This is a genomic window from Pseudomonas sp. S2_E02, assembly GCF_054668355.1.
Genome location: NZ_CP162761.1, coordinates 6,005,911 through 6,025,463, shown reverse-complemented (window position 1 = coordinate 6,025,463; position 19,553 = coordinate 6,005,911). Strand labels below are relative to the sequence as shown.

Below are 19,553 nucleotides of genomic sequence, written 5' to 3'. Positions count from 1 at the left end.
CTTATTTCTCCATCGGCGTGGCTTCACGCCCGCGCAGCACGATGTCCCAGCGATAACCGAGGGCGTAGGACGGAATGGTTTTTTCCAGATCGAAACTGGCGATCAGGCGTTCCTTGGCCGAGGTGTCCGGCACGCAGTTGTAGATCGGGTCGTAGGCCAGCAGCGGATCGCCCGGGAAATACATTTGCGTGACCAGACGCGTGAGGATGCTCGGCCCGAACAGCGAGAAGTGGATATGCGCCGGGCGCCAGGCGTTGTGATGGTTACCCCAAGGGTAGGCGCCGGGCTTGATGGTCTGGAACTGATACCAGCCATCGGCGTCGGTGACGGTGCGGCCAGTACCGGTGAAGTTCGGGTCCAGCGGCGCGTCGTGCAGGTCGCGCTTGTGGTTATAGCGGCCGGCAGCGTTGGCCTGCCAGATCTCCACCAGAATCCCCGGCACCGGCAGACCGTTTTCGTCGAGCACGCGCCCGTGAATGATGATGCGTTCGCCCTGCGGCTCGCCTGCATGCTGGGCGGTCAGGTCGTTATCGGTGTCGCCCACGCGCTCGGCGCCGATGGTCGGCCCGGTGATTTCCGACAGCGAGTGCGGCAGAAACACCAATGGCTTGGACGGCGAGCGCAGGTTGGTGGATTGATACGTCGGGTGCAGGTACTCAGGCTGAGTGCCTTCCTGCGGACGACGGTAACCAGGCTTGTCAGACATGTCGCTTTCCTCTGTTCTATTTCGTCACGGCTTGCGTCAGACGCGTTCGATGGCCAGGGCCAGACCTTGGCCGACACCGACACACATGGTCGCCAGACCTTTCTTGCCACCGGTCTTTTCCAACTGATGCAGTGCGGTCAGCACCAGACGCGCACCGCTCATGCCCAACGGGTGACCAAGGGCAATCGCCCCGCCGTTCGGGTTGACCTGCGCAGCGTCATCGGCAAGACCCAGTTCGCGCAGCACCGCCAAACCCTGGCTGGCAAACGCTTCGTTGAGTTCGATAACGTCGAAATCGCTGACCGCGACGCCCAGGCGCTCGATCAATTTGCGCACCGCCGGCACCGGGCCGATGCCCATCACCCGAGGTGCGACACCAGCGCTGGCCATGCCGAGCACTTTGGCGCGGGCGGTCAGGCCATGTTTTTTCACCGCGTCGGCGGAGGCGAGAATCAGTGCAGCAGCACCGTCGTTGACCCCGGAAGCATTACCGGCGGTAACAGTTTTGTCCGGGCCGTTGACTGGCTTCAGCTTGGTCAGTGCTTCGATCGTGGTATCGGCACGAGGATGTTCGTCCTGGCTGACTACGGTTTCGCCCTTCTTGTGGGCAATCCGTACTTCAACAATTTCTTCGGCGAAGTAACCAGCAGCCTGCGCGACAGCAGTGCGTTGCTGGCTGCGCAGGGCAAAAGCGTCCTGATCGGCGCGCGACACTTTATAGTCGTCGGCGACGTTGTCAGCCGTCTGTGGCATCGCATCGACGCCATACTGCGCCTTCATCAACGGGTTGATGAAACGCCAGCCGATGGTGGTGTCTTCCAGCTTCATGTTGCGCGAAAACGCCGCGTCCGCCTTGCCCATCACGAACGGCGCGCGGGACATCGACTCGACACCGCCGGCAATTGCCAACTCCATCTCGCCGCTGGCGATTGCGCGGAATGCGGTGCCGATCGCGTCCATGCCCGAAGCGCAAAGACGATTGAGCGTCACGCCCGGTACGCTTTCCGGCAGGCCCGCCAGCAGCAGGGCCATACGCGCAACGTTGCGGTTGTCTTCGCCGGCCTGGTTGGCGCAACCGAGGAAGACTTCGTCGATGGCATTCCAGTCCACCGATGGATTGCGTTCCATCAGGGCCTTGATCGGCACAGCGGCCAGGTCATCGGCGCGGACGGCGGACATACCGCCGCCGAAACGGCCGATCGGGGTGCGAATCGCGTCGCAGATATAAACGTCACGCATCATGCTTCTCCCGGTGCCTGGCCGTGGGCGGCGGCAGTACGCGCTTCGAGATCGCGCAGCGCGGTCAGTTCGACTTCAGTCGGTTCAGCAGTGTTTTCAACATGCTCGGCAAAACGAATCGCCCAACCGGTGGCCGCGACCACTTGCTCGCGGGTCACGCCCGGGTGCAGCGCGGTGACCACGAATTCGTGGGTGCCTTCTTCCGGCTCCATGATGCACAGGTCGGTGATGATCCCGACCGGCCCGGCGCCCGGCAGGCCCAGACGTTTGCGCGAGTCGCCGCCTTCGCCGTGACCAACCGAGGTGATGAAGTCGAGCTTGTCGACAAACGAACGCGCCGACTGTTTAAGGATGATCAACACGCTTTTTGCCGAACCGGCAATCTCCGGCGCGCCACCGGCACCCGGCAGACGCACTTTCGGCGAGAAGTAATCGCCAACCACGGTGGTGTTGATGTTGCCGAAACGGTCGACCTGCGCAGCACCGAGGAAACCAACGTCAATGCGTCCGCCCTGCAACCAATAGCGAAAAATCTCACCGGTCGGTACGACGGTGTCAGCGGTTTCAGCGAGTTCGCCGTCACCAATGGACAGCGGCAACACGCTCGGCTTGGCGCCAATCGGACCCGATTCATAGATCAGCACCACGTCCGGCGAAGAAGTCAGGCGCGCGAGGTTGGCGGCTTTCGACGGCAGGCCGATACCGACGAAGCACACCGACCCGTTCTTCAGGCGACGGGCCGCCGCGACGGTCATCATTTCATTGGTGGTGTAAGTCATTACTTGGCCTCCGAAGCAGCGGCCAACTTGGCCTGGAACGCGCTGAAGTCAGCGCAGCCATGGATGTATTCGTTGATCCACGCGGTAAACGTCTCACGGTCACGGGCGATCGGATCCCACGCCTGGTAGAAACGATTGTCACGCTCGGTGTAACCGTGGGCGTAGGACGGATGTGCGCCGCCGGGTACGTGGCAGACCGCGCTCAAGGCCCAGGTCGGCAGCACGCAGGCGTTCATCGGCGCGTTGAGGTCGTCGACAATCTCTTCCACGGTGACGATGCAGCGTTTGGCCGCCAGTGCCGCTTCTTTCTGCACACCGAGGATGCCCCACAGCAGCACGTTGCCCTGGCGGTCAGCTTTCTGTGCGTGGATCACGGTCACGTCCGGGCGCACCGACGGCACCGCCGCCAGCACTTCACCGGTGAACGGGCAGGTCACGGTTTTGATCAGCGGGTTGACCTTCGGCAGGTCGGAACCGGCATAGGCACGCAGCACCGCGAACGGCAGGCCGGATGCACCAGCGACGTAGGCATTGGCCAGGTCGGCATGGCTGTGCTCTTCGATTTCGAGAGCATGCGGCCATTGTTTCTCGACCGCGTCACGCAGGCGGTGCAGCGAACCGACACCCGGGTTGCCGCCCCAGGAGAAAATCAGTTTGCGTGCGCAACCCGCGCCGATCAGTTGGTCGTAGATCAGGTCAGGCGTCATCCGCACCAGCGTCAGATCTTTCTTGCCCTGACGAATGATTTCATGACCCGCTGCCGTAGGGATCAGGTGAGTGAAGCCTTCGAGTGCGACGGTGTCACCGTCGTTGACGAATTGCTTCACCGCGTCGTGCAGCGAAAGGATCTCAGCCATGGAGCGGGCTCCTGTTTTTGTAATGAATCGCCAGTGATAAAAAGGCGCGAGGTTCAGCGCCGGAGTCACTGCAGATTAAGCCTGGGGAAATGGCCAAACAATCCGATAATCGACTGAGTGTTCGTTTATCGAACAGATTGTTGTCAGCCTATCGGTTCGTGTTTTGATTGATCGTTCCCACGCTCCGCGTGGGAATGCAGCCCGGGACGCTCCGCGTCCCAAAGCAGACGCAGAGCGTCTATTGAGGCGTTCCCACGCAGAACGTGGGAACGATCATGCGCTGATACTCAGGTCGCATCCGCATGACTGACCATGCCTTTGATCACCACCGCCGTGGTGGCCAACGCCGCCGGAATCACCAACGCCGTCAACACCTGCTCGAAATTCCAGCCCAAGCCCAGCAACGTTGCGCCCATCCACGCCCCGAGAATCGCGCCAAAGCGGCCGATGCCCAGCATCCACGAGACCCCGGTCGCCCGCCCTTGGGTCGGATAAAACCGCGCCGCCAGCGACGGCATCGCCGATTGCGCGCCGTTCACGCACATCCCCGCCACCAGCACCAAGGTCGCCAGCAAGGTAATGTTGCCCAGGCTCTGCCCGACCGCGTAGGCAAACACCCCGGCCAACAGGTAGAAAATGCCGATGACCTTGTGCGGATTGAAGCGGTCCATCGCCCATCCCACAGCGACCGCGCTCAACACCCCGCCGAACTGGAACAACGCGCCAATAAATGCGGCTTGCTCCATGCTCGCACCGCTGTCACGCATCAGCGTCGGCAACCAACTGGTCAGCAGATAAACAATCACCAGCCCCATGAAGTAGGTTAGCCACAGCAGCAAGGTGCCGGTGCTGTAAGTGCCGGAGAAGATCACCGCGAACACGTTGCGCGCCTTGACGGTTTTCTGTTCCGGTACGCTGAAGCTCGAGGCCTGAGCGACGGTGACCGGGTCGATCGGCGCCAGGGTCTTGCGCACTTTGTCCGTGCCACGATTGCGCACCACCAGATAACGCGCCGACTCCGGCAACCAGAACAGCAGCACCACGGCGAGGATCAGCGGCAGGATCCCGCCGATCAGCAGCAGACTGTGCCAGCCGAACGCCGGAATCAGCTTGGCGGAAATAAACCCGCCACCGGCCATACCGAGGTTGAAACCGCAGAACATGCTGGTTACCAGCAGCGATTTCTTGCGCTCCGGGGTGTATTCCGAGAGCAGTGTGGTGGCATTCGGCATCCCCGCCCCCAGTCCCAGACCGGTCAGGAAGCGCAGCACCAGTAGCTGTTCAACGTTGCTGCTGTACGCCGACGCCAGGCTGAAGGCACCGAACAGAACCACCGCGCCAACGAGTACCACTTTGCGCCCGAAGCGGTCAGCCAAAGGGCCAGAGCCGAGTGCTCCGAAGACCATGCCGATCAGCGCGGCACTCATCACCGGGCCAAGGCTGGCCCGGTCGATGCCCCAATCCTGCGACAGCGCCGGGGCAATAAACCCCATCGCGGCGGTGTCGAGGCCATCGAGAAAGACAATCAGGAAACACAGAATCACCACGCGCCACTGATAGCGCGAGATCGGTTGGGCATTGATGAAGGTCTGCACGTCGAGGCAGTTACCCACAGCGGACTGAGGCTGGTTCATTATTTTTATTCCACGCAAAAAACGCAGTCGAACGGCGGCCGGCCAGAGAGCGGCACGGTCACAAGAATAGAAGGTCTGGATCAGGCGTTGCGGTGAACCCGGCAACAGCGGATGGGGCGGAGACAGTCGGAGAGCATGCGCATGGTGAGTTGCCTCTTGTCATTATTATGGGAGTCGGCAGTCCGGCGGGCTCATTCACATCAGCGCCGGATGACGCTGCCGCGACATTAATGATCCGAGGGTTTTAGCGTCAATTCGATAAACGCAACACTGTGCGTTTATCGAACACTTCATCAGGCAAACAACTGCGCACTGAGGTCGCGACTGGCGCTGAGCAGGCCCGGCAGGAAGCGCTGCTCCAGCTCGGTACGACTGACGCGACCGGCGTGGGTGCTGACGTTGAGCGCTGCCACCACCTGGCCGGAAGCGTCGTAGACCGGCACGGCAATCGAACGCAGACCTTGTTCCAGTTCCTGATCGACGATGCACCAGCCTTGCTGCCGCACTTCCTGCAGGCATTCGAGCAACGCGTCGGGGGTGTGAATCGTGCGGCTGGTCTTGGCGACCAATTCGGCGTGATCGAGGTATTCACGCAGCGAGGTGTCATCAAGTGCTGCCAGCAGAATCCGCCCCATCGACGTGCAATACGCTGGCAGGCGACCGCCCACCGACAGGTCCACCGAAATCAGCCGCTGAGTGGTCGCCGAGCGGGCGATGTAGAGAATGTCGTCGCCCTCCAGCGTGGCCATGTTGCAGGCTTCGTGCAGTTGTTCGCTCATGCGGTCGAGGTACGGCTGAGCGGACACTGCCAACGGCGTCGACGACAGATAGGCGTGGCCAAGTGTCAGCACTTTGGGCAGCAAGGAATAGGTGCGACCGTCCGTGGTGGCGTAGCCGAGTTTGATCAGCGTATGCAGGCAACGACGCACGGCGGCGCGGGGAATCTCGGTGCGGTGGCTGATTTGGGCGATAGTCAGATGGCGCTTGCGCTCCTGAAACGCCTGCACCACCGCCAGACCACGAGCCAGCGAAGTCATGAAGTCCGGATCACCGGTCAGCGCCTGGATACGTTTGGCCGGCGAGGCGACGATCGGCGGCGCCACAGAGGTGAAGGAGTTGCGCATTTGATCGTTCATTTCTTGTCCTTTTATCCGGCACGGATCAATGGGCTATACAAGCGGCTCGCCGACAAATGCACAAGCGTCGGGCTGCAAGATTGGGCGATTATCGAACCGTCGACCGATAATCGCAATCAGCTGTTGGGATGGCGTCTAGCTATTTATAGGGCAAGCCAAACTTTGCGATTATCAGAATCACAGCTTTAGTTGTCCGACTAAATGGCGCCAAAAACAGATCACCCACCCAATAAGGGCCAACACGCACTTCAACTAGTAACAAAAGTTGCGAGTCACAAAACAATCACACATCCGGAACCGTTTTTAACTTGGCAAAGATAGTCATTCCTGAATCGACCGCTATAATGCAGCTCAGTGGCACCTCGTTTTTAATCGCGGAGGTCGTCACCCGCTGCGGCGATGTCCATCGCCAACAGCCCGGCCAGCGCCTGACGCGAATCACTCATGCAACGCCTGCGCTCGCTGAAACAGGAAACTGATGCTGCGTCAGTTTTTATCTGGTGCCGTAGCCGCCTGTAACACGGAAGTCTTGATCGCCCCACCGTTTACACCAATGCCTGTCCGGGCGTTGAACTCGCGGTGGCTCCGTTCAACCGATTCGTTGCAGTGCGTTTCACCAGACACTTAACTCAACTCATACAGGTAGCACTGTGACGAAAGACGAACTGCGCGCGGAACTTGAGCGCCAGGAACAACGTTACAAGGAAGTTTACGGCGGGGAAGTCACCACCTACGCCGCTCAGCCCGAACCGGAACGCAAAGCATGGCGTAAACGCCCTACCGTTCAGGATCAGGTCTTCAAGCAAGAAATCGAAAAGATCGAAAAGGAACTCAAAGCCGAAGAGCCTTGAGCGACGTTTTTCGGATCTTCTGAAGGTTTGCGTCCACACCGGTTACAAGCGCGGTGGAACGACGATGCCTTGCGCGCCCGCTACCCGCGGGCAGCGGCCATCATCCGGTCTGACTGACTGAGAACGGGCGTCCTACAGGTTTCAGAGATATTTCAGACAAGCGTTTGAGACGTCTGCGCATCGGTAAATTCGCTTGCAAAACAAGCTTTTTATCAAGCAAATCAAGCACTTGAAAAACCCTGCAGCACGCTTGGTTTTCATGCGTTGCAACAAATTAAATCGAAGAAGTGTGTAACCGATGAGCAGGGAGGGGATCGATTCCCAGTCTTTTCTGGCATAATCGCGCCCCCTTACGACCGGGTCAGAAAACCTTCATGATCGATTTATTCAGCGGACTGGATGCTTGGGTGCTTGTGAGCCTCTTGCTCGCCCTGACGTTTGTCCTCGCCTTCGAGTTCATCAATGGATTTCATGACACCGCTAACGCGGTAGCCACTGTTATCTACACCAAAGCCATGCCGCCCCACCTGGCGGTCTTCTTCTCCGGTGTGTTCAATTTCCTCGGCGTGCTGCTGGGCGGCGTTGGCGTGGCGTATGCCATTGTCCATTTGCTGCCGGTTGAGCTGCTGATCAATGTGAACACCGGCCATGGCCTGGCGATGGTGTTCTCGTTGCTCGCCGCGGCAATCGCCTGGAACCTGGGCACCTGGTACTTCGGTATCCCGGCTTCCAGCTCGCACACCCTGATCGGCTCGATCCTCGGTGTCGGCCTGGCCAACGCCCTGATCAACGACATTCCGTTGGCCGACGGCGTGAACTGGCAAAAAGCGATCGACATCGGCGCCTCGCTGGTGTTCTCGCCAATGGCCGGCTTCCTGATCGCCGCGCTGATCCTGATCGGCCTGAAGTGGTGGCGTCCGCTGTCGAAGATGCACAAGACACCGGAACAACGCCGCAAGATCGACGACAAGAAGCATCCACCGTTCTGGAACCGTCTGGTTCTGGTGATCTCGGCGATGGCCGTGAGCTTCGTGCACGGCTCCAACGATGGCCAGAAAGGCATCGGCCTGATCATGCTGGTGCTGATCGGTATCGTGCCTGCGCAGTTCGTTCTCGACCTGAACAGCACCACCTATCAGATCGAACGCACTCGCGACGCGACCCTGCACCTGAGCCAGTTCTACCAGCGCAACGCCGATTCGCTGGGTGAATTCCTGGCCTTGGGCAAGAGCGTGGAAGGCGACCTGCCGGAGAAATTCCGCTGCAACCCGCAGCAGACCGAACCGACCATCAGCGCCCTGCTGCACACGCTTAAAGGCGTAGCGGACTACCATTCGCTGTCGTCCGACAGCCGCATCGAAGTGCGTCGTTACCTGCTCTGCCTGGACGACACCGCGAAGAAGGTTGGCAAGCTGCCTGGCCTGGAAGCCCGTGAAAAGGCTGACCTCGACAAGCTGCGCAAAGACCTGACCACCACCACCGAATACGCGCCGTTCTGGGTGATTCTGGCGGTTGCACTGGCCCTGGGCCTGGGCACCATGGTTGGCTGGAAACGCGTGGTACTGACCATCGGTGAGAAGATCGGCAAGCAGGGCATGACCTATTCCCAGGGCATGTCGGCGCAGATCACTACTGCCAGTTTGATCGGTATGGCCAATATCTTCAGCCTGCCGGTGTCGACCACTCACGTGCTGTCTTCGGGCGTGGCGGGCACCATGGTCGCTAACAAGAGCGGCCTGCAGGGTGGCACTGTGCGTACCATTCTGTTGGCGTGGGTGTTGACCCTGCCGGCGACTGTGGCGCTGTCGGCCGGGTTGTTCTGGCTGGCGTCGAAGGCGCTGGGTAGTTGATAGATAGCGGTACTTGAGAAAGGCGCGATTCGAGAGGATCGCGCCTTTTTTTGTGTTTGGGGTTTTGGGATTGGGATTGGGATTGGGGGCATATCCGTTGCTGCGGGTGCTGCCGCTGGCGGTTTCGCTCTTACAGCGACTCACTTTTCCAGACGCCGAAAAGTAAGCAAAAGGCTTTGCCCCGGCGTACGGCACTTCGCTGAGGCTCAGTGTTCCCTCGCTACGGTGTCCATCCGGGGGCATCGCCTACGGTTTGCTTCGCTGCACCTCCTCTCGATGTATGCGGCTACGCCGCACGGCGCTGCGCGCCTCCCCCCGGATGAACACCTACGCTCGGCCTGCCGATGGGGCAAAAGATCAAGAGCCGAAGCTAGATCACAAGCCAGATCACAAGCCAGATCACAAGCCAGATCACAAGCCAGATCACAAGCCCCTCACCCTAGCCCTCTCCCGGAGGGAGAGGGGACTGACCGTGGTGTTTGGCAGAGCTACGCCGACGTGAAAGTCCGAGTTGAACGCAAATTTTCACAGGCCCACCATCGGCTCTCTCTCCCTAGGGAGAGGGCTGGGGTGAGTGGCAAGAGCACCAAAAACCCAAAGCCGAACACCCGCTTTTCACCACTCAATAGGCCGAGTGTCAGCTCGCCTGCTCTTGATCTTGATCTGTAAAGCGACGTCGGAAGGCTGAGTGGAGGGATTGATCCGGGCGTGGGAGCGCAGCGACCGTTTGGCGAAGCCAAACACAGCGGAAGGAGGTGCAGCGAAGCAAACCGGAGCCGCTGCGCCCGGATCGATCCCGGAGCGAAGGAACCCGAGCCTGCGAGGGCCGAACGCAGGAGCAAGCCTTTTGGGTTACCTTTTTGGCGTTTGAAAAAGGTGACCCGCCGTAAGGGCGGAACCGTAATCAGCAACACCCGCAAAAACGGATATTCACCCAGAACCCCAAGAACATGGTCGGCCCAAAGGCCGCCAAGACACAAAAAAAAGGGGCAACCGAAGTCGCCCCAAAATGCCTTGCGTGCTCATCAATCCAGAAGAATCACTTCTTGCGCTTATTCGCATCCTTCCAGATAAAAAATCCAAACCCTGCAAAAAACAGAACCATCAGCCCTACAGTCAGGACCCCGGCAAACACCACGTTATCGAAAAACATGACTGGCCTCCTGGCCCCTGCTCTGCTGCGATGGGACTAAGTTACCAAACACACAGGCGCACAAATTGACCGGGATCAATACCAGCAACGAAGGGGGATAAAGGAGGGAAAATAACTGACCTGCATCAACGGATGCAGGGGGAGATCAACGCTTTTTCGGCTTGTTTTTCGACTTTTTCTTGGCTTTTCCCAGCGGCATAGCCTGCTCGAACGCTTGGCGCACCTCGTTCAGGCGCTTCTCTTTAATGTCATGCACACGCTTGGCGCGCTCAGTGCTGAGGTCAATCAGTTTGTCGTCTTGGCTCATGGCGTCAGTACATCACTTGAAGGAATCACAACTGCCACATCAGCGGCAGGACTGCGCCAATAATGCAGCCTCAGACGCGCGCTGACCAGCCGGCGCGCCCCACGCGGTACAGCGACTCAAATCTCGATATCGACCCACAAGCCCTGACGCGGCTGATCTTCCATCAGCGGCACCACCGGCACGGTATTGTCGGCATTCAGTTCGGTACCGGGCACCGCCAGGTGTTCTTCCGGGTCTTCGTCGGCTTCGCGACGGCGTCGATCACGCTCCTGCTGACGGCGTTGTTCTTCACGCGCCAGCAGACGATCCTCTTCCGGATCGCGCTTTTGCAGATCGATCGTGCTTTCGTTGGAGCTTTCCTGCACCGGCACCACCGGAGGAATGTCCGGCCGCTGGCGGATCGGATCCTGCTGGGAAGTGATCGGCACAGCGCTCAGAGGGAGCATCGGTGGCAACATATAAAGGGTCTCCTGTCTGCAGGCTATCGGCTGCGGCAAAGGCGCCTTGAGCCACTGGTCGAAAATCTGTGACGCACTTGGCACGTGCAGGAGCTGCCGAAGGCTGCGATCTTCATCAGACAGCTCAAACCTCAAGGGTTCTCAAAGATCAAAAGATCGCAGCCTACGGCAGCGCCTACGCCAGTAATCTTTGGCCCTGAAGCCTGCATTCCGTTAAGATAGCCCGCTTTTTCAAGGTGGGAGTCAGGCAGCATGGCGCAGCAGTATCAACCGGGGCAACGCTGGATCAGTGACAGCGAAGCAGAGCTTGGTTTAGGCACCGTTCTGGCACAGGACGGCCGCTTGTTGACCGTGCTTTACCCGGCCACTGGCGAAACCCGCCAGTACGCGCTACGGAATGCGCCCCTGACCCGCGTGCGGTTCTCGCCGGGTGACAGCATCACCCACTTCGAAGGCTGGAAAATGACCGTGCAACAAGTCGACGACGTCGACGGGCTGATGGTCTATCACGGTCTCAACGGGCAGAACGAAGCCGTCACCCTGCCGGAAACCCAGCTGTCGAACTTCATTCAGTTCCGTCTGGCCAGCGACCGTCTGTTCGCCGGCCAGATCGATCCGCTGGCGTGGTTCTCGCTGCGTTACAACACCCTCGAACACACCAGCCGCCAACTGCAATCGTCGCTTTGGGGCCTGGGTGGCGTTCGCGCTCAGCCAATCGCGCACCAATTACACATTGCTCGCGAAGTCGCCGACCGTATCGCGCCGCGCGTATTGCTGGCGGACGAAGTGGGTCTGGGTAAAACCATCGAAGCCGGTCTGGTGATCCATCGCCAACTGCTCTCGGGCCGCGCCAACCGCGTGCTGATCCTCGTCCCGGAAAACCTCCAGCACCAGTGGCTGGTTGAAATGCGCCGCCGCTTCAACCTGCAAGTTGCGCTGTTCGACGAAGAGCGTTTCATCGAAAGCGATGCCACCAACCCGTTCGAAGACACCCAACTGGCGCTGGTTGCGCTGGAGTGGCTGGTCGACGACGAGAAGGCCCAGGACGCACTGTTCGCGGCCGGTTGGGATTTGCTGGTGGTCGACGAAGCGCACCACCTGGTCTGGCACGAAGAGAAAGCCAGCGCGGAATATTCGCTGGTCGAGCAACTCGCCGAAGTCATTCCGGGCGTGCTGCTGCTCACCGCCACCCCGGAACAACTCGGCCAGGACAGCCACTTCGCCCGTCTGCGCCTGCTCGACCCGAACCGTTTCCATGACCTGGCTGCCTTCCGCGCCGAGAGCGAGAACTATCGCCCGGTGGCCGAAGCCGTTCAGGAACTGCTCGACAAGGGCCGTCTCTCGGCCAAAGCGCACAAAACCATTCAGGGTTTCCTCGGCAACGAAGGCGAAGCCTTGCTGACCGCTGTCAACGATGGCGACACCGAAGCCAGCGCGCGCCTCGTGCGTGAACTGCTCGATCGCCACGGCACCGGCCGCGTGCTGTTCCGTAATACCCGCGCCGCCGTGCAGGGTTTCCCGGAGCGCAAACTGCACCCGTACCCGCTGCCATGCCCGGACGAATACCTCGAACTGCCGCTGGGCGAACACGCCGAGCTGTACCCGGAAGTCAGCTTCCAGGCCCAGCCGGACGCCAGCGAAGAAGAGCGTTGGTGGAAATTCGACCCGCGCGTCGAATGGCTGATCGATCAGTTGAAAATGCTCAAGCGCACCAAAGTGCTGGTGATCTGCGCCCACGCCGAAACCGCGATGGATCTGGAAGACGCCTTGCGCGTGCGTTCCGGCATTCCGGCCACGGTGTTCCATGAAGGCATGAACATCCTTGAGCGTGACCGCGCCGCCGCCTACTTCGCCGACGAAGAGTTTGGCGCGCAAGTGCTGATCTGCTCGGAAATCGGCAGTGAAGGTCGTAACTTTCAGTTCGCGCACCACCTGGTGCTGTTCGATCTGCCGTCGCACCCGGACCTGCTCGAGCAGCGTATCGGTCGTCTCGACCGGATCGGCCAGAAACACATCATCGAACTGCACGTGCCGTACCTGGAAACCAGCCCGCAAGAGCGCCTGTTCCAGTGGTATCACGAAGCGCTGAACGCGTTCCTCAACACCTGCCCGACTGGCAACGCCTTGCAGCACCAGTTCGGCCCGCGCCTGCTGCCGCTGCTCGAAGAAGCTGACGACAGCGAGTGGCAAGCGCTGATTGACGAAGCGCGCACCGAGCGCGAGCGTCTCGAAGCCGAGCTGCACACCGGCCGCGACCGTCTGTTGGAGCTGAACTCCGGCGGTGCCGGCGAAGGTGAAGCGCTGGTCGAGGCCATCCTTGAGCAAGACGATCAGTTTGCCCTGCCGATCTACATGGAAACCCTGTTCGACGCGTTCGGCATCGACAGCGAAGACCATTCGGAAAACGCCCTGATCCTCAAGCCGAGCGAAAAAATGCTCGACGCCAGTTTCCCGCTGGGCGACGACGAAGGCGTGACCATCACCTACGACCGCAACCAGGCGCTGTCGCGCGAAGACATGCAGTTCATCACCTGGGAACACCCGATGGTGCAGGGCGGCATGGATCTGGTGCTGTCCGGTTCGATGGGCAACACCGCTGTCGCGTTGATCAAGAACAAGGCGTTGAAACCGGGCACCGTACTGCTGGAACTGCTCTACGTCAGCGAAGTGGTCGCGCCGCGTTCGCTGCAACTGGGTCGTTACCTGCCGCCGGCCGCCCTGCGCTGCCTGCTCGACGCCAACGGCAACGACCTGTCGCCACGGGTATCGTTCGAAACACTGAACGATCAGCTGGAAAGCGTGCCGCGTGCCAGCGCCAACAAGTTCATCCAGGCCCAGCGCGATCAACTGACGCCACGGATCAACGCCGGTGAAGACAAGATCGCGCCGCGTCACGCCGAGCGCGTGGCCGAGGCCCGCCGCCGTCTGGCCGCCGACACCGACGAAGAACTGGCGCGCCTGACCGCGTTGCAAGCGGTCAACCCGACCGTACGTGACAGCGAACTGGATGCGTTGCGCACGCAACGTGAGCAGGGTCTGGCGATGCTGGATAAAGCGGCGTTGCGCCTGGAAGCGATTCGGGTGTTGGTGGCGGGCTAAACCGCCCTGCTCCAGCGCTGAAAACAACAAGGCCCACAGTGATGCGGGCCTTTTTTGTTTGCCGTAGATCGTTCCCACGCTCTGCGTGGGAATGCCTCAGGGGACGCTCCGCGTTCCAGCTCCGGAAAGGGACGCAGAGCGTCCCGGGCTGCGTTCCCACGCAGAGCGTGGGAACGATCATCATGCCGTCGCCGCTGCAACTTCTGGCTCAACCACCGCCACCAACCCCTCCTTCATCCGCTGCGCATCGCGCACAAAACACCGCGCCGCCAGAAACAGAAACACCATGGTCAAAAACAGCGCCACCGGAATCAGGTACATCGCATCATGCAGCCCGACTGCCTTGAACGCTTCGGTCATCTGCTCCGCCCCAGCCGCCAGCATCGCCGTGTGCGCAAAATGATCCGACAAGCCCCCTACCACCACCGGTCCAAGACCGCCGCCCAGCAGATACAACCCGGCGAAGAACAACGCCATCGCCGTCGCTCGCAGGCGCGGTTCGACCACGTCCTGAATCGCCGTATAAACGCAGGTGTAGAAGTTGTAGGCGAACAGCCAGCCGACACTGAACACCGCGACAAACACGCCAATCTCGATCCGCCCGGAATGCAGCGCCCACGCCGTGCACAAGGTCGAGATAATCAGACTGAACGCCGCAAACAGCAGCCGCCCGTTAGCCACACGCTGGTGAATCTTGTCGGCAATCCAGCCGCCCAGGGTCAAGCCGACCAGCCCGGTCACGCCAACGATAACTCCGGTGGCCACCGCCGCTTCCTGCAACGGCATGAGGAAATAGCGTTGCAGCATCGGCACCAGAAACGAGTTACAGGCATACGTGGCAAAGTTGAAGCACAACCCGGCCATCACCAGCCAGAGAAAAGTCGGCACTGCGAGAATCCGCCGGATCGGCTTGTCGACTTTTTCTTGCGAGACCTGCACGGTTTCCGCCGCCCCGCGCTTCGGCTCTTTAATGAAGAACATGAAAATCGCCAGGATCAGCCCTGGTACTGCGGCAATAAAGAACGGCGCACGCCAGCTGTCGAACGCCTTGACCATCGCCCCGATGGTGAAAAACGCCAGCAGCAGCCCTAACGGCAAACCGAGCATGAAAATGCCCATCGCCCGCGCCCGACGATGAGCCGGAAACAAATCACCGATCAGCGAGTTGGCCGCCGGCGCATAACTGGCTTCACCGATGCCGATGCCCATGCGCACGATCAGGAAGCTCCAGAAACTGCCGACCAAGCCGTTGACTGCCGTCAGCGCACTCCACGTTGCCAGGCCCCAGCCCATCAGCTTGCTGCGCGAACCGGTATCGGCCATCCGCCCCAGCGGCAGACCGGCAATCGCGTAAACAATGGTGAATGCGGTTCCGACGATGCCCAGTTGAAAGTCACTGAGGTGCCATTCCATGCGGATCGGCTCGATGATGATCGCCGGAATGGTGCGGTCGAAAAAGTTGAACAGGTTGGCGAGGAACAGCAGGAACAGAATGCGCCAGGCATTCGCCGCTTGGGTCGAGTTCTGCATGGGTCCGTCTCTTTATTGTTATAGGGCTTCACTGCCACCGCATCCGAGCCCGGAACCTGCAATCTAGTCAGCCGCGCAAAGGCTGTCTGTGATCATTCGTCTGCCTGATATCGGCCCATGGCACTGTAACGAAACGTAAGCCCTTGATAAGCCTGAAATCCCCCGAAAACCGGGGCTTTTGCGGCAAAACCTTGCCACAAAAAAATAGTTTCCTGCCCCCCTTCCCAAGTCTGCGGCAAAGCCTAGAATGGCCGCCGGATCCGTCCGGATCTCCCGATCAATCCCTTTGATACCCTCGCCCATGTCTGAAGTCAGTCCGTGTCTGAATTGCGGTGCCTGCTGTTCCCATTTTCGCGTGTCTTTCTTTTGGGGTGAGTGCGCATCTTCCGGCGGCACGGTGCCTGATGAACTGGTCACACAGATCAGCCCCAGCCGGGTGGCGATGAACGGCACCGACTGCAAATCGCCGCGTTGCACAGCGTTGGTCGGTGAAGTCGGCAGCGAGGTGAAGTGCTCGATTTATGAACTGCGCTCCAGCCCCTGCCGCGAATTCGAGTCGTCATGGGAAAACGGCGAGCAGAATGTCGATTGCGATAAGGCCCGCGCGCGTTTCGGCTTGCCGCCCCTGCAACCCGATTGGGCGCAAATCCCTTTCGAACAGATCGCTTAAGCTTTTAGCGCCAATCGCTATGACGCTAATGCCAAAATCATTAGCGCCAATGTGCCACTACCGCTTGCACGCCGAAATCGGCCTCTATACTCCTGACATTCAACTGCGTTCAACGCGCACTCGGGACGACTTCAGAGACGGGGCATGCTATGGAGTGGCTTGGTTTGCAGTTTGTTGCCGAGCTGCCGGAGAGCGGGCAGGTCATCCTCGATTGCAGTCACAACCCTCTCCTGGTGATGGTTGCGTATCTGGTCGCCTGCGCAGCCAGTTTCGCCACTCTGGATATGGCTGAGCGCGTTGTAAATGCCGAAGATCCGGGATCGCGGCGGAGCTGGCGCTGGATCGGCGCGACCTGCCTGGCTGGCGGCATCTGGGCCATGCATTTTATCGGCATGCTGGCTTTCCAGACACCGATCGACATTCAGTACGACCTTGGCATCACCCTTTTCTCGTTGCTGATCGCCCTGCTCGCCTCTTGGCTGGCCATGCAAACTTTGAGCGAAGCGCAGCCGAGTGCGTTGCATTGCTTGAAAACCGCGTTTGTCATCGGCCTGGGCATCGCCGGCATGCATTACGTTGGCATGGCGGCGATGAAGTCGAGCGCCACCGCCTACTATCAGCCAGGACTGTTCGCGCTGTCTGTGGCGATCGCCATCGGCGCCAGTTTCGCCGCGCTGTGGGTGGCCCGCTATCTGAGCGAAGGCAGCGGCGTGGCGCATCATTTGCTCAAGTACGGCGCTGCGCTGATTCTCGGCGCCGGCATCATCAGCATGCATTTCACCGGCATGGCTGCGCTGGATCTGGTTCTTCCCGAGGGAGGCCCGACAGCGAGCGGCGGCGATAACGGGCATCTGCAACTGGGCCTGACCGTGGCGCTGATCATCCTGCTGATCCTTGGCAGTGCGATCAGTGCGGCGCTGGCCGACAAGAAACTGCAGAACAAAGAAGAGGACCTGCGCCGCGTCAACGCCCTGCTCAGCCAGCTCGATCAGGCGCGCATGTCGCTGCAACAAGCGGCCAACTACGACGCACTGACCAACCTGATCAACCGGCGCGGTTTCAACCAGATCTTCGCCGAGAAACTCAGCCAGAAAACCAGCGAAGGCGGCATGCTCGCGGTGATGTTTCTCGACATCGACCACTTCAAGCGGATCAACGACAGCCTCGGCCATGACGCCGGTGACGAACTGCTCAAAGTCATCGCCCAGCACATCAAAGGCTCGGTGCGCAGCCATGAAGACGTGGTCGCGCGTTTCGGCGGCGACGAGTTCTGCATCCTCATCAACCTGCGTGACCGCGAAGAAGCCCGCAACATGGCCCAGCGCATCATGCTCAAGATGAAGGAGCCGATCGAACTGGCCGGACGCCGCATGGTGATGACCACCAGCATCGGCATCAGTCTGTTTCCGGAGGATGGCAGCACCTGCGAAGAATTGCTCAAACACGCGGATCTGGCGCTGTATCAATCCAAAGGCGCGGGGCGCAACGGCCTGCATTTTTTCAGTTCCAACCTCAAGACCCGCGCCAGCTTCGAGCTGCAACTGGAAGAAGAATTGCGCCACGCTTTGCGCGAAGAAAACGGCCTGACGCTGTATTACCAACCAATCTTCGAACTGAAGACCGGCCGCGTCACCAAGCTTGAAGCACTGATCCGCTGGCAGCATCCACTGCACGGGTTGCTGACCCCGGATCGCTTTATCTCCATCGCTGAAAATAACGGCCTGATTGCCGAGCTGGATAATTGGGTGCTGCGCCGGGCCTGCAAGGATCTGGGCGAACTCTCGCGGCATGGCTGCGAAGAACTGAAAATTGCCTGGAACTGCTCACCGCTCAACCTCGCCCGGGAAGAACTGGCCACGGAAATCGAAAGCGCATTACGCACCGCCGGGGTGGCGCCGGGACGGCTGGAACTGGAAGTCACCGAAAACGCGTTGATGGGCAACATTGCCAACACCCTGGTATTGCTGAGACAGATCCGCGCGCTTGGCGTCTCACTGTCGATCGACGACTTCGGCACCGGTTATTCCTCGCTGGCCTACCTCAAACGCCTGCCGCTCAACACCCTGAAAATCGACCGCTCGTTTATCCTCGACATTCCCACGGCGACCGCCGACATGGAGATCGTCCAGGCGATCATCGTCATGGCCCACACTCTGCACTTGCAGGTGGTGACCGAAGGCGTCGAAAGTCTGGAGCAGTACGAATTCCTTGAACGCTCGGGCTGCGATTTCATCCAGGGTTACCTGCTCAGTCGCCCCGTGCCGCTGGACGAGTTGCGCCCGGTGCTGGAAGAAATCAATCAGCGCAAGCATTCACACACGGTCAATCCGCTGATTCTGGCGCGCGGTACATTTGCACCAGTGTCGCTGGATCCTGCGCCAAATAGCCTTGCGCCCCATGCAGGCGCATCAGTTGTGCGGCCAATCCGCTGATCGGCGTCGCCGAACCCTGTTCGCGGGAGAATTTGACGGCGGTGTCGAGATCCTTGAGCAATGTGCGCACGTGCCATTTGATCGGTTCGAAACGGCTGTCAGCCATTTGCGGGGCGAGGATCTGCAACGGTTTGGAGTCGGCAAAACCACCGGCCAGCGCTTCGGCGATCAGGCTCGCATCGACCCCCGCTTGCTCGGCGAGCGCCACCACCTCGGCAATCACCAGCGCGTTGCAGGCGACGATCATCTGATTGCAGGCCTTGGTCACCTGCCCCGCACCGATGCCGCCCATGTGCGTGACGCGCTGACCGAGATTGAGCAACACCGAGCGCACCCGCTCAAGATCCGCAGCGTTACCACCGACCATGATTGCCAGACTGCCCGCCTCGGCACCGACCACGCCGCCGGACACCGGTGAATCCAGCCAGGCCATGCCGGTTTTCTCCGCCAGTTCTGTGGCCATCTCGCGCGTGGCGGTCGGCTCAAGGCTGGAAAAGTCCACCAGCAACTGGCCGTTTTTCGCGCCTTCGGCGATACCTTCAGCACCAAAAACCACCTGGCGAACCACCGCCGTGTCGGCCAGACACAGCATCACCACGTCGGCGTGTTCGCACAGTTCAGCGGGGCTCGCTACCTGTCGCGCGCCGGCCTCGACCAATGGCCCGCACTTGGCCGGGTTGCGGTTCCACACGGTCAGCGGATAACCCGCCGCCAACAGACGCCGGCACATGGGCAGGCCCATCAGACCGATTCCGGCGAACCCCAACGAAGGTAGCGTTGACATCATTTTGCCTCTTTTCGATTAAAGATCGCCGAATAATGGCCGATTCATCAACGATCAGGAAAGGATTC

At 60.2% G+C, this 19,553-nt stretch carries 16 protein-coding genes; 5 read left to right on the top strand and 11 right to left on the bottom strand.

What is annotated here, in order from left to right; genetic code table 11:
• Window position 1 precedes the first annotated feature (1 nt).
• The 6 genes from pcaH to pcaR form a co-directional block, all read right to left on the bottom strand.
• Window positions 2-706 carry a protocatechuate 3,4-dioxygenase subunit beta gene (pcaH, locus tag AB4O01_RS27020; RefSeq protein ID WP_093438659.1) on the bottom strand — a complete coding sequence of 235 codons (705 nt, stop codon included), beginning with the start codon at window positions 704-706 and terminating at the stop codon, window positions 2-4.
• A gap of 36 nt (window positions 707-742) precedes the next feature.
• A complete protein-coding gene (gene pcaF / locus AB4O01_RS27015) occupies window positions 743-1,948 on the bottom strand; it encodes a 3-oxoadipyl-CoA thiolase (protein WP_460090067.1) in 1,206 nt (401 codons plus the stop codon).
• Complete coding sequence (locus AB4O01_RS27010) at window positions 1,945-2,724, bottom strand: CoA-transferase subunit beta (protein ID WP_064393051.1); 780 nt, start codon at window positions 2,722-2,724, stop codon at window positions 1,945-1,947. The genes pcaF and AB4O01_RS27010 overlap by 4 nt, the downstream gene beginning before the upstream one ends.
• Complete coding sequence (locus AB4O01_RS27005) at window positions 2,724-3,581, bottom strand: CoA transferase subunit A (protein ID WP_099758203.1); 858 nt, start codon at window positions 3,579-3,581, stop codon at window positions 2,724-2,726. Before AB4O01_RS27005 ends, AB4O01_RS27010 begins: the two co-directional genes overlap by 1 nt.
• A 287-nt stretch (window positions 3,582-3,868) precedes the next feature.
• Window positions 3,869-5,215, bottom strand: coding sequence for a 4-hydroxybenzoate transporter PcaK (locus AB4O01_RS27000; protein ID WP_093438668.1), 1,347 nt, complete (start codon window positions 5,213-5,215; stop codon window positions 3,869-3,871).
• 293 nt (window positions 5,216-5,508) lie between these two features.
• On the bottom strand, window positions 5,509-6,351 hold the full coding sequence (gene pcaR / locus AB4O01_RS26995) for a pca regulon transcriptional regulator PcaR (RefSeq protein WP_007917109.1): 843 nt from the start codon (window positions 6,349-6,351) through the stop codon (window positions 5,509-5,511).
• Between the two features lie 650 nt (window positions 6,352-7,001).
• Here pcaR and AB4O01_RS26990 point away from each other — a divergent pair.
• Together AB4O01_RS26990 and AB4O01_RS26985 are read left to right on the top strand one after the other, a co-directional pair.
• Window positions 7,002-7,202, top strand: a complete 201-nt coding sequence (locus AB4O01_RS26990; RefSeq protein ID WP_008080067.1) for a hypothetical protein — start codon at window positions 7,002-7,004, stop codon at window positions 7,200-7,202.
• A gap of 374 nt (window positions 7,203-7,576) precedes the next feature.
• Entirely contained in the window at window positions 7,577-9,052 is a 1,476-nt protein-coding gene (locus AB4O01_RS26985) for an inorganic phosphate transporter (RefSeq protein ID WP_064119763.1), read from the top strand.
• A 1,039-nt stretch (window positions 9,053-10,091) separates the two neighbouring features.
• Here AB4O01_RS26985 and ccoM read toward each other — a convergent pair.
• From ccoM to AB4O01_RS26970, 3 genes are all read right to left on the bottom strand, one after another.
• Window positions 10,092-10,205: a cytochrome c oxidase subunit CcoM gene (gene ccoM / locus AB4O01_RS26980; RefSeq protein ID WP_003222396.1), complete on the bottom strand. Its 114-nt coding sequence runs from the start codon at window positions 10,203-10,205 to the stop codon at window positions 10,092-10,094.
• A gap of 145 nt (window positions 10,206-10,350) precedes the next feature.
• A complete protein-coding gene (locus AB4O01_RS26975; RefSeq protein WP_007918490.1) occupies window positions 10,351-10,512 on the bottom strand; it encodes a hypothetical protein in 162 nt (53 codons plus the stop codon).
• 116 nt (window positions 10,513-10,628) lie between these two features.
• Window positions 10,629-10,970: a hypothetical protein gene (locus AB4O01_RS26970; protein WP_003222394.1), complete on the bottom strand. Its 342-nt coding sequence runs from the start codon at window positions 10,968-10,970 to the stop codon at window positions 10,629-10,631.
• 252 nt (window positions 10,971-11,222) lie between these two features.
• Here AB4O01_RS26970 and rapA point away from each other — a divergent pair, with 252 nt between their 5' ends.
• Complete coding sequence (gene rapA / locus AB4O01_RS26965; protein ID WP_460090066.1) at window positions 11,223-14,069, top strand: RNA polymerase-associated protein RapA; 2,847 nt, start codon at window positions 11,223-11,225, stop codon at window positions 14,067-14,069.
• 180 nt (window positions 14,070-14,249) lie between these two features.
• On the opposite strand, the gene AB4O01_RS26960 is transcribed toward rapA, so the two are convergent.
• Window positions 14,250-15,599: a spinster family MFS transporter gene (locus AB4O01_RS26960; protein ID WP_194933818.1), complete on the bottom strand. Its 1,350-nt coding sequence runs from the start codon at window positions 15,597-15,599 to the stop codon at window positions 14,250-14,252.
• Window positions 15,600-15,900: 301 nt separating this feature from the next.
• On the opposite strand from AB4O01_RS26960, the gene AB4O01_RS26955 reads away from it, so the two are divergent.
• Together AB4O01_RS26955 and AB4O01_RS26950 are read left to right on the top strand one after the other, a co-directional pair.
• Window positions 15,901-16,269, top strand: coding sequence for a YkgJ family cysteine cluster protein (locus AB4O01_RS26955; protein WP_034155003.1), 369 nt, complete (start codon window positions 15,901-15,903; stop codon window positions 16,267-16,269).
• Between the two features lie 149 nt (window positions 16,270-16,418).
• On the top strand, window positions 16,419-18,701 hold the full coding sequence (locus tag AB4O01_RS26950) for a putative bifunctional diguanylate cyclase/phosphodiesterase (RefSeq protein ID WP_460090064.1): 2,283 nt from the start codon (window positions 16,419-16,421) through the stop codon (window positions 18,699-18,701).
• Here AB4O01_RS26950 and AB4O01_RS26945 read toward each other — a convergent pair.
• Window positions 18,592-19,488 (bottom strand): NAD(P)-dependent oxidoreductase, encoded by an 897-nt coding sequence (locus AB4O01_RS26945; protein WP_460090063.1) that lies wholly within the window; start codon window positions 19,486-19,488, stop codon window positions 18,592-18,594. The two genes, AB4O01_RS26950 and AB4O01_RS26945, sit on opposite strands and share 110 nt — an antisense overlap.
• Window positions 19,489-19,553 lie beyond the last annotated feature (65 nt).

What these genes read in the sequence shown, in the direction of transcription:
- pcaH (WP_093438659.1), bottom strand. Translation starts at nt 706, where the DNA reads ATGTCTGACAAGCCTGGTTACCGTCGTCCGCAGGAAGGCACTCAGCCT.
- pcaF (WP_460090067.1), bottom strand. Translation starts at nt 1,948, where the DNA reads ATGATGCGTGACGTTTATATCTGCGACGCGATTCGCACCCCGATCGGC.
- AB4O01_RS27010 (WP_064393051.1), bottom strand. Translation starts at nt 2,724, where the DNA reads ATGACTTACACCACCAATGAAATGATGACCGTCGCGGCGGCCCGTCGC.
- AB4O01_RS27005 (WP_099758203.1), bottom strand. Translation starts at nt 3,581, where the DNA reads ATGGCTGAGATCCTTTCGCTGCACGACGCGGTGAAGCAATTCGTCAAC.
- AB4O01_RS27000 (WP_093438668.1), bottom strand. Translation starts at nt 5,215, where the DNA reads ATGAACCAGCCTCAGTCCGCTGTGGGTAACTGCCTCGACGTGCAGACC.
- pcaR (WP_007917109.1), bottom strand. Translation starts at nt 6,351, where the DNA reads ATGAACGATCAAATGCGCAACTCCTTCACCTCTGTGGCGCCGCCGATC.
- AB4O01_RS26985 (WP_064119763.1), top strand. Translation starts at nt 7,577, where the DNA reads ATGATCGATTTATTCAGCGGACTGGATGCTTGGGTGCTTGTGAGCCTC.
- ccoM (WP_003222396.1), bottom strand. Translation starts at nt 10,205, where the DNA reads ATGTTTTTCGATAACGTGGTGTTTGCCGGGGTCCTGACTGTAGGGCTG.
- AB4O01_RS26975 (WP_007918490.1), bottom strand. Translation starts at nt 10,512, where the DNA reads ATGAGCCAAGACGACAAACTGATTGACCTCAGCACTGAGCGCGCCAAG.
- AB4O01_RS26970 (WP_003222394.1), bottom strand. Translation starts at nt 10,970, where the DNA reads ATGTTGCCACCGATGCTCCCTCTGAGCGCTGTGCCGATCACTTCCCAG.
- rapA (WP_460090066.1), top strand. Translation starts at nt 11,223, where the DNA reads ATGGCGCAGCAGTATCAACCGGGGCAACGCTGGATCAGTGACAGCGAA.
- AB4O01_RS26960 (WP_194933818.1), bottom strand. Translation starts at nt 15,599, where the DNA reads ATGCAGAACTCGACCCAAGCGGCGAATGCCTGGCGCATTCTGTTCCTG.
- AB4O01_RS26955 (WP_034155003.1), top strand. Translation starts at nt 15,901, where the DNA reads ATGTCTGAAGTCAGTCCGTGTCTGAATTGCGGTGCCTGCTGTTCCCAT.
- AB4O01_RS26950 (WP_460090064.1), top strand. Translation starts at nt 16,419, where the DNA reads ATGGAGTGGCTTGGTTTGCAGTTTGTTGCCGAGCTGCCGGAGAGCGGG.
- AB4O01_RS26945 (WP_460090063.1), bottom strand. Translation starts at nt 19,488, where the DNA reads ATGATGTCAACGCTACCTTCGTTGGGGTTCGCCGGAATCGGTCTGATG.